Source organism: Lysinibacillus phoenicis (assembly GCF_047238325.1).
Classification (GTDB): Bacteria; Bacillota; Bacilli; order Bacillales_A; family Planococcaceae; genus Lysinibacillus; species Lysinibacillus irui.
Genome location: NZ_JBDFMP010000002.1, coordinates 2,657,501 through 2,674,204, shown reverse-complemented (window position 1 = coordinate 2,674,204; position 16,704 = coordinate 2,657,501). Strand labels below are relative to the sequence as shown.

The following is a 16,704-nucleotide window of genomic DNA, read 5'->3' as shown; positions in this document are numbered from 1 at the left end:
TCTGCTGAATCAAGATAAAAAGTGTGGTATCATTTTCTAAAGTATATTCACTTTTTTTAGACAAAAGTTGTAACAATAGAGTGGCGAAAGTTACAATGACGATATGGGAGGTGTTAGCCTTGATTTTAGTTTTAGATGCAGGGAATTCTAATATTGTATTAGGTGTCTACAATGACAACGATCAATTAGCCTTCCATTGGCGTATGGTAACAGACCTTCATAAAACAGAAGATGAATATGCTATGCAAGTTCTTTCTTTTTTTAATCACGCAGGCATTTCATTTGAACAAATTACAGGCATTATTATATCCTCAGTTGTGCCACCAATTATGTTTTCATTAGAGGCAATGTGTCAGAAATATTTTCAAAAAAGGCCTTTGGTAGTTGGTCCTGGTGTAAAAACAGGTTTAAATATTAAATACGAAAATCCGCGTGAGGTAGGGTCTGACCGCATTGTGAATGCCATAGCAGCTCTTGATTTATATAAAGCCCCTTGTATCATAGTTGATTTTGGTACAGCGACAACCTATTGTTATTTGAACGAAAAGGGCGATTACATGGGTGGTGCTATTGCACCGGGCATAACTATTTCTACAGAGGCTCTTTATACACAAGCTGCGAGATTGCCGCGTATTGAAATAGTTCGACCTACACATATTATCGGGAAAACGACCGTTTCTGCCATGCAGGCAGGAATTTTTTATGGCTTTGTAGGACAAGTGGAGGGCATTGTAAACCGAATGAAAGCACAAAGTAAAGAGGAGCCGTTAGTGATTGCTACAGGTGGACTAGCAAATCTGATCGCAGGGGAGACACAAATAATTGATGTTGTGGATCCATTTCTAACTTTAAAGGGTTTATATAAGCTATATAAACGTAACCAATAGGAAATGAGGGACATTCTATTTATGAATGATTATTTAGTAAGAGGTTTAGGTTTTAATGGTCAAGTACGTGTATTTGCAGCCCGTACAACAGCCACAGTAGGAGAAGCACAACGTCGTCATAATACATGGCCGGTTGTATCAGCAGCTTTAGGTCGTTCAATGACAGCCGCTGTCATGATGGGAGCTATGTTAAAAGGCGAAGAGAAAATCACTATAAAAATTGAGGGTAATGGCCCAATTGGACCAATGGTGATTGATAGTAATGCACATGGTGAAGTACGTGGGTTTGTGACAAATCCTCATGTTCACTTTGATTTAAACGAACATGGTAAGTTAGATGTTCGTGCAGGTGTTGGAACAGAAGGAGCTCTTACAATCGTAAAAGATCTTGGATTAAGAGATATGTTCTCTGGACAAACACCAATTGTTTCGGGTGAAATTGCTGAAGATTTTACTTATTATTTTGCTACTTCTGAGCAAGTACCGTCATCTGTTGGATTAGGTGTACTCGTTAATCCAGACAACACTATTCTTGCAGCTGGTGGATTTATTTTACAATTAATGCCTGGTTGTGAGGAAGAAACGATCAAAGAAATTGAACAACACCTTGCTACAATAGAGCCTGTTTCAAAAATGATTGAAAAAGGGTTTACGCCAGAGCAAATTCTAGAAGCTGTTTTAGGAAATGGTCACCTGCAAATTTTAGATTCCATGCCAATTGAATTTAAATGTCAATGTTCTAAAGAGCGGTTTGGTGCAGCAATTTTAGGTTTAGGAACTGCAGAAATTAAAGAAATGATTGAAGAGGATGGCGGAGCTGAAGCAGAGTGTCATTTCTGCTTAGAAAAATACAGCTTCTCTAAAGATGAGTTAGAAGGGTTTATCGATGAGCTCAACGCGTAATCGAAGACCCTCAACCACTGTATCACCAAACCAAACGCCTTTACTGCAACGTCGTTTAAAGACAAAACCTGCTTTAGCTGTTATATCGATTTTGTTATTAGGAAATATTTTGTGGTTCATTAGTTGGTTGATCCCGAATAAAGGTCAGGAAATTGGTAGCGATGAGCAGGTCGCTACCATTGACGGGGATGTAATTACACGCCAAGAATGGATGATTGCCATGGAAGAACGATATGGTAAAGAAACACTCCAAAATTTAGTGAATGAATCGGTCATGGAAAAGGCAGCTAAAACATATAAAATAAAAGTTACAGACAAAGAAATTGACCTTGAACTAGCGCTAATGCGTTCTGCTCAAGATAAGTTTGATACGGCCATGCAAAATCTTTCAGCAGAGCAGCTACGCCAAAAAATTCGATCACAGCTTATATTGGATAAAGTACTCACAAAGGACGTAGTGATAGAAGAAGAAAGTGTTGAAAAGTATTATGAGGAAAATCAAGGATTATATAATACAAAAACAAGCTATCGTACCAATTTTATTGAAGTCGATTCAAAAAAGGCTGCTGACGAAGCATTGGGTGAATTAAAAAATGGCTCTGATTTTATGGTGCTGGCACGTGAAATTTCCGTTGATAGTGCCTCAGCTAGTCTAGGGGGAGATATTGGCTACCTTACAGAGAATCAGGAAAATATAGACCCCGCAATTATTAATGCTGTGAAATCTCTTAAGACAAAAGAGGTAAGTAAGGCCTTTAAATTAGATAATGGTCATTACGGAATTGTTCAAGTGCAAGAGGTATTAGAAGGACAATCCTTTACATATGACGATGTGAAAGAACATATAGAGCGGGAATTGGCTTTAGAGCAATTACCACAATCCGTAACACCAGAAGCATTTTGGTCTGAATTTAATGCTACTTGGTATTATGGTGAGTCTAAAAAGGAAAAGTGATAAACGAAAAGAGTCTGCAATTTTTTGTGGGTACAACGAGTCTGATCAAACTTGCAGGCATTTGTAGTGACAAACCCAAATAAAAGAGGCAGATTCTTTTTATCTTTATTTAAAAACAAAGTATCAGATAAATATTCTGAAAATATACGGTTTATTTATTGACAATCGAATGGAAAAATTGATAAAATACAAAATAAGTAAAACCTATAAAAATAGTAGGGATTGGGAGTGGATTATTAAATGAGTAAAATAGCAAACTCAGTAGCTGAATTAGTTGGTAAAACACCAATCGTAAAATTAAATCATGCAACAAGTGAAAATGAAGGTACTGTATATGTAAAATTAGAATATTTTAATCCAGGTAGTTCAGTAAAAGACCGTTTAGCCTTAGCAATGATTGAGGCGGCCGAAAAAGATGGAACATTAAAACCTGGCGGTACAATTATTGAGCCGACATCCGGTAATACAGGTATTGGTCTTGCAATGATTGCAGCTGCTAAAGGATATAAAGCCATTTTAGTTATGCCAGAAACAATGAGCTTAGAGCGTCGTAACCTTTTACGAGCTTATGGCGCAGAGCTAGTGTTAACTCCAGGTCCAGCAGGTATGAAAGGTGCAATCGCTAAAGCAGAGGAATTATCTGCAGAGCACGGCTACTTCCTGCCACAACAATTTACAAACCCAGCGAACGCTGTTATTCACCGTCTAACAACTGGTCCTGAAATTGTAGAAGCATTTGATGGTCTAACACTAGATGCATTTGTAGCTGGTGTTGGTACGGGTGGTACAATTACGGGTGCTGGTGCTGTATTAAAAGAAAAGTATCCAAACATTGAAATCATTGCAGTTGAGCCAAAGGATTCACCAGTACTTTCTGGTGGTCAACCAGGGCCACATAAAATTCAAGGTATTGGTGCTGGATTTGTTCCAGCAGTATTAGATACTGACATCTATTCTTCAGTATTCCCTGTTGAAAATGAGATTGCTTTTGAAGTAGCGCGTAAAGTGGCTCGTGAAGAAGGGATTTTATGTGGTATCTCATCTGGTGCTGCTATCTATGCTGCAATTGAAGCAGCAAAACGTTTAGGTAAGGGTTCAAATGTTCTTGCGATCGTTCCTTCAAACGGTGAGCGTTATCTATCAACACCTTTATACCAATTTGAAGATTAATTTTTAATTTTTATGTTAGGACTCCTTTATAAAAGGGGTCCTTTTTAATGCCTAGAAATGGACACTATTAAAATTATAAAAATATTCGCTTCTATGTACTATTCAAGTTAAGATGGAATCACATCATATGTTTAAAGGGGAAAGAAGACTTGAAGACTATACTTACGAAAACATTAACGATGGATGCAGATTCATTTTTTTATAGCTACAAGAAACAAACAGAGACACAACAAGCACATGTATTTTTAGAAAGTGGACGTGGTGGACATTTTACGATTGCTGCTTGGAATCCATTAGCCATTGCACAATCGGTAGAGGATGGACTGTCAGTCAATTGGAGAAATGGTAGACACGAAGTTTTACAGGGTGAATCTCTGGCCTTACTGGAAGAGCTCGTGGCAGAATATAAAATTCCTTATCATGCGGAGCTTCCTGTTTTTCAAGGGGGAGCCATTGGATTTGTCACATATGATTATGCACGTAAAATTGAAGTGCTTCCTAATACAGCGAAGAATGACTTAGAAATACCAGACAACTATTTTTATATATTTGATTGCTGGGCAGTGCATGATGTGAAGACCAATATAGTGACGCTTATGAAGATAGACGAAAGTGATGTTAACTTGGAACAGTGGGCTCATAACTGGCAGGTTGCAGCACAAGATGGACTAGCTACGCGAAAATTTGAAAAAACAAACGCTGTAGAAGTTATCAATGATGAAAATGAACTACTTGTTTCATTTGCTGGAACAGATTTTGAGGCAGCCGTAAAAAAAATACAAACCTATATAGCACAGGGTGATGTGTTTCAAGTGAATTTGTCTGTTCGACAGTCCAAGAAATTAAATGCTTCAGCTATGGATGTCTATGAGGCATTACGAGCATTTAATCCATCACCGTACATGGCTTATATTGAAGCACCAGATTTTGCTGTTGTTTCTGGATCCCCGGAGTTATTAGTCAAACGCCATGGAAATGAATTATCTACAAGGCCAATTGCTGGTACTCGACCAAGAGGGAAATCAGAGGCGGAAGATTTAGCATTAGCACAAGAATTAATTGATAATGATAAAGAACGTGCTGAGCATGTGATGCTAGTGGATTTAGAGCGCAATGATTTAGGTCGGGTGTCAACCTATGGAACAGTGGAAGTGGACGAGTTTATGGTCATTGAGCGCTATTCTCATGTAATGCATATTGTGTCGAATGTACGAGGCGAAATAGCGGAAGGTAAAACAAATGCGGATGTTATTCGTGCAATGTTCCCAGGAGGGACAATTACAGGAGCTCCGAAGATCCGCACTATGGAAATTATTGAGGAACTAGAGCCTGTGCGCCGTGGTTTATATACAGGTTCGATTGGTTGGCTCGGCTTTACAGGTGACATGGAGTTTAATATTGTCATTCGGACAGCGTTTATAAAAGATGGAGTTTCACATATCCAGGCAGGGGCAGGCATTGTCATTGACTCTGTTCCCGAAAGAGAGTATCAGGAATCGTTAAATAAAGCGAAGGCAATGTGGCAGGCAAAGGCAATGGCAGAGGAGCGAGCAAAATGATTTTAATGATTGATAATTATGATTCTTTTATCTATAATATCGTCCAATATTTGGGTGAATTTGGTCATGAGATAGTGGTGAAGCGCAATGATGTTATAACGGTAGAGGAGATAGAACAACTAGCACCAGATATAATTGTTATTTCACCGGGACCATGTAGCCCAAATGAAGCAGGTGAAAGCTTGAACATTATTAAATATTTCGCAGGAAATATTCCGATTTTGGGTGTTTGTCTTGGTCATCAGGCGCTTGCACAGGTATTTGGCGGCAATGTCATACGGGCCGAGCGTCTAATGCACGGAAAGACATCACCTGTACTCCACGCTGAAGTAGGTTTGCATAAAGGCATGCCAAATCCATTCCTGGCGACTCGCTACCACTCCCTTATTGTAGAGAAAGAGACATTACCAGCTTGTCTTGAAATCACAGCTTGGACTGAGGAGGGAGAAATTATGGGGCTACGTCATAAAGAATATCCAATTGAGGGTGTACAATATCATCCAGAATCCATTATGACTGAGCAAGGTAAAAGACTCCTTCGCCAATTTATAGAAACCCACGTCGAAGGGGTGAAATAGATGCAATGCTGGATGAATGGGCACTATGTGGCTGCACGGGATTTGCGTATTTCTCCATTTGATCATGGATTTTTGTACGGATTGGGTTTTTTTGAAACGTTTCGGACATATGGAGGTCAGGTATTTGGCTGGGAAGAACATATGGAAAGATTACAGCTTGCATTATCACAATACCACATTCATTTAACCTATCCTGAAAATGTTTTACTAGAGGTAGTGCAGCAATTAAATGAACTTGCAGGCGGGCAAGATGGCTACTTCCGTTTAAATGTATCAGCTGGAGAGCATAATATTGGACTACAGCCAACCGAATATAAACAACCCAATGTCATCATCTTTCGTAAAGAACTTCAGGACATACCGCGGGGGACTGAGAAAATAGCCCAATGGCTTTCAACTCCACGCAATACACCTGAACAAGGATTACGTGTTAAATCACATCATTATGGCAATAACGTACTCGGTCGCTTTGAAATGCCGTCATTGGCACAGCAAGAAGGTTTCTTTTTAACGCAAGAGGGTTATGTAGCTGAAGGGGTAACATCAAATGTTTTTTGGGTAAAAAATGATATACTATATACGCCTTCTTTAGAGACAGGCATTTTACCAGGGATTATTCGAGCATGGGTCTTAGAGAAGGCCAATGCTCTTGGTCTTAAGGTGATGGAAGGCTTTTATACAAAAGAAGAGTTACTACGAAGTACAGAATGCTTCATTACCAATTCTGTGCAAGAGCTTGTGCCTATAAGTAGCTTAGAAAACCTACAATTTTTAGGCAATAAAGGGCCAATTTATTCGTGTTTACATGAAGCATTTGTTCAAGAAGTGGAGCAAGGATAGAAGGAGCGTTTTCATGCTAGAAAAATATACGAAACCATTAACCATTAATGGTATTACATTAGACTATACAAAAGAAACATTTGTTATGGGCATTCTAAATGTTACACCAGATTCCTTCTCAGATGGTGGCAAGTATAACAATGTTGAAGCTGCTGTTGCTCAAGCGAAAAAAATGGTTGCTGATGGAGCTAAAATAATTGACGTTGGTGGGGAATCTACTCGTCCAGGGTATGAACGAATTTCAGATGAAGATGAGATTGCACGGATCGTACCTGTTATTCAAGCGTTAGCCAAAGAAGTAAAGGCGATTATTTCCGTTGATACGTATAAAGCAAATGTAGCACGTGCCGCAATTGAAGCGGGGGCACACATCATTAATGATATATGGGGAGCAAAAGCGGAGCCGGAAATTGCCCAAGTTGCTGCAGATTTGCATGTTCCCATTATTTTAATGCACAATCGTGAAAATATGGACTATGGTATTGATTTTTGGGCCTCGGCAAAAGCGGATTTAGAAAGAAGTATCGCTATTGCACATCAAGCCGGCGTTCCTGATCATCATATCATCTTAGACCCAGGTATCGGCTTTGCTAAAAATACTGCACAAAATATTGGTATGATGCAACATTTAAGGGATTTAGTAGCTATGGGCTATCCAGTGTTATTAGCGACGTCACGTAAATCAATGATTGGTAATGTCTTGAACCTACCTGTCGAGGAGCGTCTAGAAGGGACTACTGCAACAGTAGTTTACGGTATTGAAAAGGGTTGTCATATGATAAGAGTCCATGATGTAAAAGAAATGGCACGTGCGACGCATATGACTGATATTTTAGTAGGAAAACGTTTGTTTAAGGAGGAAGCGTGATGGATTATATTCACTTAAAGGACATGCAGTTTTACGGCTATCATGGTGTATTAGCAGCAGAAACGACTCTTGGTCAACGCTTCAGAGCAAATGTTTCTCTTGCTGTAGATATGACAAAGGCTGGGGAAACTGATGATCTCTCTTATACAGTCAATTATGCAGAGGTATATGCGATATGTCGTGATATCGTAGAGGGCGATCCATTAAAGCTTATTGAAGCTCTTGTTGTGAAAATAGCGAATGCAGTATTAACAACCTACCCTGATAAAGTAAAGGGCGTTCGAGTAGAGCTAATTAAACCAGACCCACCTATTCATGGTTATTATAAAGAGGTGTCTGTTGAGGTAACGAGAGGTGATTTCTAATGAAGGATGTCTACCTATCTATCGGAACTAATATGGGAGAGAGATATGAGAATCTTCAGCATGCCGTTGCCCTATTAAAGGAAAAAAGTAATATTGAGGTTGTTCGTATTTCATCTGTTTATGAAACAGCTGCAGTGGGGTACACAGATCAGGCAGATTTTTTAAATATAGCTGTTCATATAAAAACGAATGTCTCATCTGCTGATATGTTGGAGATTTGCCAATCAATTGAACAGGAATTAGGGCGTATAAGAGAATTCCGCTGGGGCCCACGAATCATTGACCTTGACATTTTGCTTTACAATCACGAAAATATTAAAACTGAGAGCTTAATTGTTCCCCATCCAAGAATGTACGAGCGAGCGTTTGTCTTAGTACCCTTAGTTGAGATTACACCATCACCTCTTGGTGAACAACTACAACAAGCACATAATCTGTTGCAGCAAATGGATTGCGAAAATGAAGGTGTAACCTTATGGAAAACGTTTAAAGAACCTTCGACGGTACATTAAGCTATAGAAATACAGTATCAATGAATTTTAATGCACAGCATTAACATAGATAGCGAAGAAGAGGAAAGAGCCTTTAGAGGAGGAAGACAACGTTGAGTCATACAACAGAGAAGCCATTTCAAATTGGCGATATTGTTATGGACAATCGAGTAGTTTTAGCGCCCATGGCAGGGATTTGTAACTCTGCTTTCCGATTAACAGTTAAAGAGTTCGGAGCAGGGCTTGTCTATGCCGAAATGATTAGTGATAAGGGCATTGTCCAAAAAAATGAGAAAACATTAGGTATGCTTTATATCGATGAACGTGAAAATCCTCTGTCACTACAAATTTTTGGTGGAGATAAAGCAACCTTAGTGGAAGCGGCGAAGTATGTGGATGAAAATACTACTGCTGATATTATTGATATCAACATGGGGTGCCCAGTTAATAAAATTATAAAATGTGAAGCAGGAGCTCGCTTGTTATTAGATCCAAATAAAGTATATGAAATGGTGGCAGCTGTTGTTGATGCAGTTAAAAAACCTGTCAGCGTAAAAATGCGTATTGGCTGGGATGATGAGCATATTTTTGCCATTGAAAATGCACAAGCTGTTGAGCGTGCAGGTGCCTCTGCAGTAGCAGTCCATGGACGTACTCGTGTACAAATGTACGAGGGTAAGGCGAATTGGGATATCATTCGCCAAGTAAAGGACAACGTGAAGATTCCTGTGCTTGGTAATGGTGACGTGGAAACGCCACAAGATGCTAAACGGATGCTCGATACAACAGGAGTAGATGCTGTTATGATTGGTCGTGCAGCATTAGGTAATCCATGGATGATTTATCGTACCGTTCAATACCTAGAAACTGGTGAGCTAAAGGAAGAACCGAGTATCCGTGAAAAGATAGATGTATGTCTATTGCACTTTGAACGTTTACTCCAGTTAAAGGGCGAAGGAATAGCAGTACGTGAAATGCGTAAACATGCTTCATGGTACTTAAAAGGAATTCGCGGTAATGGTAAAGCGCGTAATGCGATTAATCAAACTGAAACAGCAGCGGATCTTCGTGTACTATTAAATAGTCTTGTACAGGAATATGAAGAGGTCGAATCTAATTTAATCGTTCCTGAAGCAAAAGAATTAATAATATAGTTTTTTATGGCGTCTCACTATTATAAGAGACGCCTTTTTGTGCTGACTTTAATTTTTAGAATTATTAATCATCTTGTGTTGAATTGAAAATAAACTGAAAGAGATGATTACAGCACTAAAATTGTGTACAATAGAAATATTATGGACGTAAACACGGACAATTTACTTAAGGAGTGAAACAAGTGTCAAATATAGAAGAATTAAATGATCAGCTATTGGTGAGACGCCAAAAAATGACGACGATACTAGAAAACGGACAAGATCCATTTGGAAGCCGTTTTGTGCGTACACATTTATCTGCAGAAGTACGTGAACAATTTGCAGACCAAACAAAAGAACAACTTGAAGAAAACCTTCAAGAGGTGATTATTGCGGGACGTATTATGACGAAACGCGGTAAAGGAAAAGCTGGTTTTGCCCATATTCAAGATTTAGCAGGACAAATCCAAATTTATGTTCGCCAAGATCATGTAGGTGAAGAAGCATATGAGTTGTTTAAACAGGCTGACTTAGGGGATATCGTAGGTGTACGTGGAAATGTATTCCGTACGCAAGTTGGAGAGCTTTCAGTAAAAGCTGAGGACTTCACATTCCTTACAAAAGCTTTACGTCCTATGCCGGAGAAATTCCACGGCTTACAGGATGTTGAGCAACGTTATCGCCAACGTTATTTAGATCTAATGACAAATGAAGATAGCAAAAAAACGTTTATCACTCGTTCTAAAATTATCCGTGCAATCCGAAATTATTTAGATAACGCTGGATATTTAGAAGTAGAAACACCAATGCTTCATACAATTGCTGGTGGCGCAGCTGCTCGTCCATTTATTACGCATCATAATGCACTTGATATGGAATTATATATGCGAATCGCCATCGAATTGCATTTAAAACGTTTAATAGTTGGTGGTTTAGAAAAGGTTTACGAAATTGGTCGTGTGTTCCGTAACGAAGGAATCTCTACACGTCACAATCCAGAGTTTACAATGATTGAGCTATATGAAGCATATGCTGATTATCAAGATATCATGTCTCTAACTGAAAACCTTATTGCACATGTTGCTCAAGAAGTGCTTGGTACAACAACGGTTCAATATGGAGAAGATGAGATCAACCTTGCAGTAGGCTGGAAACGAGTTCATATGGTAGACGCTGTAAAAGAGGCAACTGGTGTGGACTTCTGGCAGCCAATGACAAAAGAACAAGCTCAAACACTTGCTAAAGAGCATGGAGTAGAGGTAAAAGATGTTCATGAAGTAGGTCATATTATCAATGAATTCTTTGAACAAAAGGTAGAAGAGACACTTGTACAACCTACATTTGTATATGGCCACCCAGTAGAAATCTCTCCTCTAGCGAAGAAAAATCCAGAGGACGAGCGTTTCACAGATCGCTTTGAGTTATTTATCGTTCGTCGTGAGCATGCAAATGCCTTCACAGAGCTAAATGATCCTATCGACCAACGCCAACGTTTTGAAGCACAATTAGCAGAAAAAGCGGCAGGTAACGATGAGGCACATGAAATGGACAATGATTTCATTGAAGCGTTGGAATACGGTATGCCTCCAACAGGTGGTTTAGGAATCGGTATTGACCGTTTAATTATGCTCCTTACAAATTCACCATCAATTCGTGACGTATTATTGTTCCCAACAATGCGCCATATTACAAAGTAGTTGGTTTTTTTCATAGAGCAATAAAACAAAAGAAATAAATAAAGAGGAGAATTCACGGGATAAGTGGGTTCTCTTTTTTTATGCTTTGAAAAAAATTAAGTTGTTTAAAGGTTGATTAAATTTAGGTTATACTTTTATAGTTCTATGTTTTTTAAATTACTAAGTAAAAAAAGAAGTATTTTATTGGGGGCTTATAATGAATTACAAAATTATTAACAAACAAGTGTTTGAACAGGCACAATTACGATCAGTTTCTGATGTTCCATTTACTGAAGAAGAACTTGAGCATGGTATGAAATTAGTAGTGGCTAAGAAAGACGAAAACCTTACATTATATTTAGTGGAGATAGACGGTCAGAAGAAATTCGACGTGCGTTGGGATGATTCGTCGGAAATTTTCAGTGGCTGGTATTCCGCTTGGGATAATTTCTTATGGTGCTTAAATATAGTTGATCCTCAAAGTGACGATTTAAAATAGGACATAATAGAAATAAGCGCTAAAGTGTAGTAAAAGCACTTTAGCGCTTATTTTCGATACGGTACATATAAAACGTGTACATGTAAATACGTTGTTGCCTTGAATGAAAAAAGTTTGTATGAAATGAACGACACAATAACATTTGCTCTATCGAAAGCCTTTAGTTTTCTAGAGGTTTTCTTATATAGTAAACTGTAATGCACTTTTGATTTGAAAAATAGTAGGATAAAATGTTGTGATTTGAAAGAAAGAGATGTATAGTAAAACAAATAATTAAGTGGGCAAAGGAGAATATATAATTTCCGTATTCTCGTAAATGCGTAAAATAGCTTATTAATTCGTTATTTTTAAATAAAGTAGATTTTGTTTAAAAAAACACTTGCGATGTCTAAGTTAACATGATAAATTATTACTTGTCGTTAAGACGATGCAAGAAACAACATCAAAGAAATTTAGATGAAAAAGATGTTGACTTACGAAAATGATTATGATATAGTTTAAGAGTTGTCTCTTCGGACTTAAAAACTTTTTAAAAAAGATGTTGACAACGAAAAACGAAATATGTTATAATTTAAAAGTTGCTGTCGATGAGATGGTTAACAAAATGAACCTTGAAAACTGAACAAGCAAAACGTAATCAATAAAGTTTTAAGTAACTAGTTTCGGCTAGTGAACAAAACAAAATTTTGGACATCAAAATTGATGCCAGCAAAACAATTTGAGCTAATCAAATTTCTTTTTATGGAGAGTTTGATCCTGGCTCAGGACGAACGCTGGCGGCGTGCCTAATACATGCAAGTCGAGCGAACAGAGAAGGAGCTTGCTCCTTTGACGTTAGCGGCGGACGGGTGAGTAACACGTGGGCAACCTACCTTATAGTTTGGGATAACTCCGGGAAACCGGGGCTAATACCGAATAATCTGTTCCACCTCATGGTGGAACACTGAAAGACGGTTTCGGCTGTCGCTATAAGATGGGCCCGCGGCGCATTAGCTAGTTGGTGAGGTAACGGCTCACCAAGGCGACGATGCGTAGCCGACCTGAGAGGGTGATCGGCCACACTGGGACTGAGACACGGCCCAGACTCCTACGGGAGGCAGCAGTAGGGAATCTTCCACAATGGGCGAAAGCCTGATGGAGCAACGCCGCGTGAGTGAAGAAGGTTTTCGGATCGTAAAACTCTGTTGTAAGGGAAGAACAAGTACAGTAGTAACTGGCTGTACCTTGACGGTACCTTATTAGAAAGCCACGGCTAACTACGTGCCAGCAGCCGCGGTAATACGTAGGTGGCAAGCGTTGTCCGGAATTATTGGGCGTAAAGCGCGCGCAGGCGGTCCTTTAAGTCTGATGTGAAAGCCCACGGCTCAACCGTGGAGGGTCATTGGAAACTGGGGGACTTGAGTGCAGAAGAGGAAAGTGGAATTCCAAGTGTAGCGGTGAAATGCGTAGAGATTTGGAGGAACACCAGTGGCGAAGGCGACTTTCTGGTCTGTAACTGACGCTGAGGCGCGAAAGCGTGGGGAGCAAACAGGATTAGATACCCTGGTAGTCCACGCCGTAAACGATGAGTGCTAAGTGTTAGGGGGTTTCCGCCCCTTAGTGCTGCAGCTAACGCATTAAGCACTCCGCCTGGGGAGTACGGTCGCAAGACTGAAACTCAAAGGAATTGACGGGGGCCCGCACAAGCGGTGGAGCATGTGGTTTAATTCGAAGCAACGCGAAGAACCTTACCAGGTCTTGACATCCCGTTGACCACTGTAGAGATATAGTTTCCCCTTCGGGGGCAACGGTGACAGGTGGTGCATGGTTGTCGTCAGCTCGTGTCGTGAGATGTTGGGTTAAGTCCCGCAACGAGCGCAACCCTTGATCTTAGTTGCCATCATTTAGTTGGGCACTCTAAGGTGACTGCCGGTGACAAACCGGAGGAAGGTGGGGATGACGTCAAATCATCATGCCCCTTATGACCTGGGCTACACACGTGCTACAATGGACGATACAAACGGTTGCCAACTCGCGAGAGGGAGCTAATCCGATAAAGTCGTTCTCAGTTCGGATTGTAGGCTGCAACTCGCCTACATGAAGCCGGAATCGCTAGTAATCGCGGATCAGCATGCCGCGGTGAATACGTTCCCGGGCCTTGTACACACCGCCCGTCACACCACGAGAGTTTGTAACACCCGAAGTCGGTGAGGTAACCTTTTGGAGCCAGCCGCCGAAGGTGGGATAGATGATTGGGGTGAAGTCGTAACAAGGTAGCCGTATCGGAAGGTGCGGCTGGATCACCTCCTTTCTAAGGATTATTTCGGAATACAAACCTTGGGTTTGTAAGATTACGTTTTGCGTTCAGTTTTGAAGGTTCATTCTTCCGAATGAAATACTTCAAAACTTGTTCTTTGAAAACTGGATAAAACGACATTGAAATTGTAACAAACACATTTATTTTTTAAGTTTTTTATAGGCTTAATAACATTAGTAAGGTTTCAAGACACGAGCAGTTCTAGGAAGCAATCGAGTGAATGAAGGAGCGTACTTCAGTACGTGACTGATTGAACGAGTGAAGCTGACAACGAAATGCGATGTGTATTGAAAGCTGTAGGTTAAGTTATTAAGGGCGCACGGCGAATGCCTTGGCACTAGGAGCCGAAGAAGGACGGCACTAACACCGATATGCTTCGGGGAGCTGTAAGTGAGCTTTGATCCGGAGATTTCCGAATGGGGGAACCCACTACGTTTAATCGCGTAGTATCTTGACGTGAATACATAGCGTCTTGAAGGCAGACCCAGGGAACTGAAACATCTAAGTACCTGGAGGAAGAGAAAGAAAAATCGATTCCCTGAGTAGCGGCGAGCGAAACGGGAAGAGCCCAAACCAAGAGGCTTGCCTCTTGGGGTTGTAGGACACTCTATACGGAGTTACAAAAGAGCGAGTTAGATGAAGCGACTTGGAAAGGTCCGCCAGAGCAGGTAAAAGCCCTGTAGTCGAAAGTTCGTTCTCTCCTGAGTGGATCCTGAGTACGGCGGAACACGTGAAATTCCGTCGGAATCCGGGAGGACCATCTCCCAAGGCTAAATACTACCTAGTGACCGATAGTGAACCAGTACCGTGAGGGAAAGGTGAAAAGCACCCCGGAAGGGGAGTGAAAGAGATCCTGAAACCGTGTGCCTACAAGTAGTTAGAGCCCGTTAATGGGTGATAGCGTGCCTTTTGTAGAATGAACCGGCGAGTTACGATTACGTGCAAGGTTAAGCTTTAGAAGGCGGAGCCGCAGCGAAAGCGAGTCTGAATAGGGCGAAATAGTACGTGGTCGTAGACCCGAAACCAGGTGATCTACCCATGTCCAGGGTGAAGGTAAGGTAACACTTACTGGAGGCCCGAACCCACGCACGTTGAAAAGTGCGGGGATGAGGTGTGGGTAGCGGAGAAATTCCAATCGAACTTGGAGATAGCTGGTTCTCTCCGAAATAGCTTTAGGGCTAGCCTCGTGATGAGAATACTGGAGGTAGAGCACTGTTTGGACTAGGGGGCCATCCCGGTTTACCGAATTCAGACAAACTCCGAATGCCAGATATTTATACACGGGAGTCAGACTGCGAGTGATAAGATCCGTAGTCAAAAGGGAAACAGCCCAGACCACCAGCTAAGGTCCCAAAGTAATCGTTAAGTGGAAAAGGATGTGGCGTTGCACAGACAACCAGGATGTTGGCTTAGAAGCAGCCATCATTTAAAGAGTGCGTAATAGCTCACTGGTCGAGTGACGCTGCGCCGAAAATGTATCGGGGCTAAACGATTCACCGAAGCTGTGGATTGACATCTACGATGTCAGTGGTAGGAGAGCGTTCTAAGTGCGTTGAAGTCAGACCGGAAGGACTGGTGGAGCGCTTAGAAGTGAGAATGCCGGTATGAGTAGCGAAAGACGGGTGAGAATCCCGTCCACCGTATGACTAAGGTTTCCTGAGGAAGGCTCGTCCGCTCAGGGTTAGTCGGGACCTAAGCCGAGGCCGACAGGCGTAGGCGATGGACAACAGGTTGATATTCCTGTACCACCTCCTCACCGTTTGAGAAATGGGGGGACGCAGTAGGATAGGGTAAGCGCGCTGTTGGTTATGCGCGTCCAAGCAGTAAGGCGTGTGTGTAGGCAAATCCGCACACTGTAACGTTGAGCTGTGATGGCGAGTCCGTATGGACGAAGTTCCTGATTTCACACTGCCAAGAAAAGCCTCTATCGAGGTGAGAGGTGCCCGTACCGCAAACCGACACAGGTAGTCGAGGAGAGAATCCTAAGGTGTGCGAGAGAACTCTCGTTAAGGAACTCGGCAAAATGACCCCGTAACTTCGGGAGAAGGGGTGCTCTTGAGCGTGCAAGCGCATGAGAGCCGCAGTGAATAGGCCCAGGCGACTGTTTAGCAAAAACACAGGTCTCTGCAAAACCGTAAGGTGACGTATAGGGGCTGACGCCTGCCCGGTGCTGGAAGGTTAAGAGGAGTGGTTAGCGCAAGCGAAGCTGCGAATTGAAGCCCCAGTAAACGGCGGCCGTAACTATAACGGTCCTAAGGTAGCGAAATTCCTTGTCGGGTAAGTTCCGACCCGCACGAAAGGCGTAACGATCTGGGCACTGTCTCAACGAGAGACTCGGTGAAATTATAGTACCTGTGAAGATGCAGGTTACCCGCGACAGGACGGAAAGACCCCGTGGAGCTTTACTGTAGCCTGATATTGAATTTTGGTACAACTTGTACAGGATAGGTAGGAGCCAGAGATCTCGGAGCGCCAGCTTCGAAA

General features: G+C 41.4%; 13 protein-coding genes and 2 rRNA genes (1 of these 15 running past the window's edge). All 15 read left to right on the top strand.

What is annotated here, in order from left to right:
• The first annotated feature begins 119 nt into the window (after positions 1-119).
• On the top strand, positions 120-887 hold the full coding sequence (locus tag ABC382_RS14770; protein WP_274795179.1) for a type III pantothenate kinase: 768 nt from the start codon (positions 120-122) through the stop codon (positions 885-887).
• A gap of 21 nt (positions 888-908) precedes the next feature.
• Positions 909-1,790, top strand: coding sequence for an Hsp33 family molecular chaperone HslO (hslO, locus tag ABC382_RS14765; protein ID WP_274795180.1), 882 nt, complete (start codon positions 909-911; stop codon positions 1,788-1,790).
• Entirely contained in the window at positions 1,774-2,745 is a 972-nt protein-coding gene (locus tag ABC382_RS14760) for a peptidyl-prolyl cis-trans isomerase (protein ID WP_274795181.1), read from the top strand. The genes hslO and ABC382_RS14760 overlap by 17 nt, the downstream gene beginning before the upstream one ends.
• Before the next feature lie 240 nt (positions 2,746-2,985).
• Positions 2,986-3,915: a cysteine synthase A gene (gene cysK / locus ABC382_RS14755; protein WP_274795182.1), complete on the top strand. Its 930-nt coding sequence runs from the start codon at positions 2,986-2,988 to the stop codon at positions 3,913-3,915.
• 149 nt (positions 3,916-4,064) lie between these two features.
• Complete coding sequence (locus tag ABC382_RS14750) at positions 4,065-5,474, top strand: anthranilate synthase component I family protein (RefSeq protein WP_396631776.1); 1,410 nt, start codon at positions 4,065-4,067, stop codon at positions 5,472-5,474.
• Positions 5,471-6,052, top strand: coding sequence for an aminodeoxychorismate/anthranilate synthase component II (gene pabA / locus ABC382_RS14745; RefSeq protein WP_322605671.1), 582 nt, complete (start codon positions 5,471-5,473; stop codon positions 6,050-6,052). Before ABC382_RS14750 ends, pabA begins: the two co-directional genes overlap by 4 nt.
• Positions 6,053-6,892 carry an aminodeoxychorismate lyase gene (gene pabC, locus ABC382_RS14740; protein WP_322605659.1) on the top strand — a complete coding sequence of 280 codons (840 nt, stop codon included), beginning with the start codon at positions 6,053-6,055 and terminating at the stop codon, positions 6,890-6,892.
• 13 nt (positions 6,893-6,905) lie between these two features.
• Positions 6,906-7,760, top strand: a complete 855-nt coding sequence (gene folP / locus ABC382_RS14735) for a dihydropteroate synthase (protein ID WP_322605658.1) — start codon at positions 6,906-6,908, stop codon at positions 7,758-7,760.
• A complete protein-coding gene (gene folB / locus ABC382_RS14730; RefSeq protein WP_274795186.1) occupies positions 7,760-8,125 on the top strand; it encodes a dihydroneopterin aldolase in 366 nt (121 codons plus the stop codon). The genes folP and folB overlap by 1 nt, the downstream gene beginning before the upstream one ends.
• Entirely contained in the window at positions 8,125-8,637 is a 513-nt protein-coding gene (folK, locus tag ABC382_RS14725; protein WP_322611851.1) for a 2-amino-4-hydroxy-6-hydroxymethyldihydropteridine diphosphokinase, read from the top strand. Before folB ends, folK begins: the two co-directional genes overlap by 1 nt.
• Before the next feature lie 92 nt (positions 8,638-8,729).
• Positions 8,730-9,770, top strand: a complete 1,041-nt coding sequence (gene dusB / locus ABC382_RS14720) for a tRNA dihydrouridine synthase DusB (protein WP_322605656.1) — start codon at positions 8,730-8,732, stop codon at positions 9,768-9,770.
• Positions 9,771-9,943: 173 nt separating this feature from the next.
• A complete protein-coding gene (lysS, locus tag ABC382_RS14715) occupies positions 9,944-11,446 on the top strand; it encodes a lysine--tRNA ligase (RefSeq protein WP_322611852.1) in 1,503 nt (500 codons plus the stop codon).
• 196 nt (positions 11,447-11,642) lie between these two features.
• Positions 11,643-11,924 (top strand): hypothetical protein, encoded by a 282-nt coding sequence (locus ABC382_RS14710; RefSeq protein WP_274795190.1) that lies wholly within the window; start codon positions 11,643-11,645, stop codon positions 11,922-11,924.
• A 738-nt stretch (positions 11,925-12,662) separates the two neighbouring features.
• Positions 12,663-14,214: ribosomal RNA gene (locus ABC382_RS14705) — 16S ribosomal RNA — on the top strand.
• A gap of 305 nt (positions 14,215-14,519) precedes the next feature.
• A 23S ribosomal RNA gene (locus ABC382_RS14700) occupies positions 14,520-16,704 on the top strand; it runs 743 nt beyond the window's last position.
• Together the 16S and 23S rRNA genes form the textbook arrangement of a ribosomal RNA operon.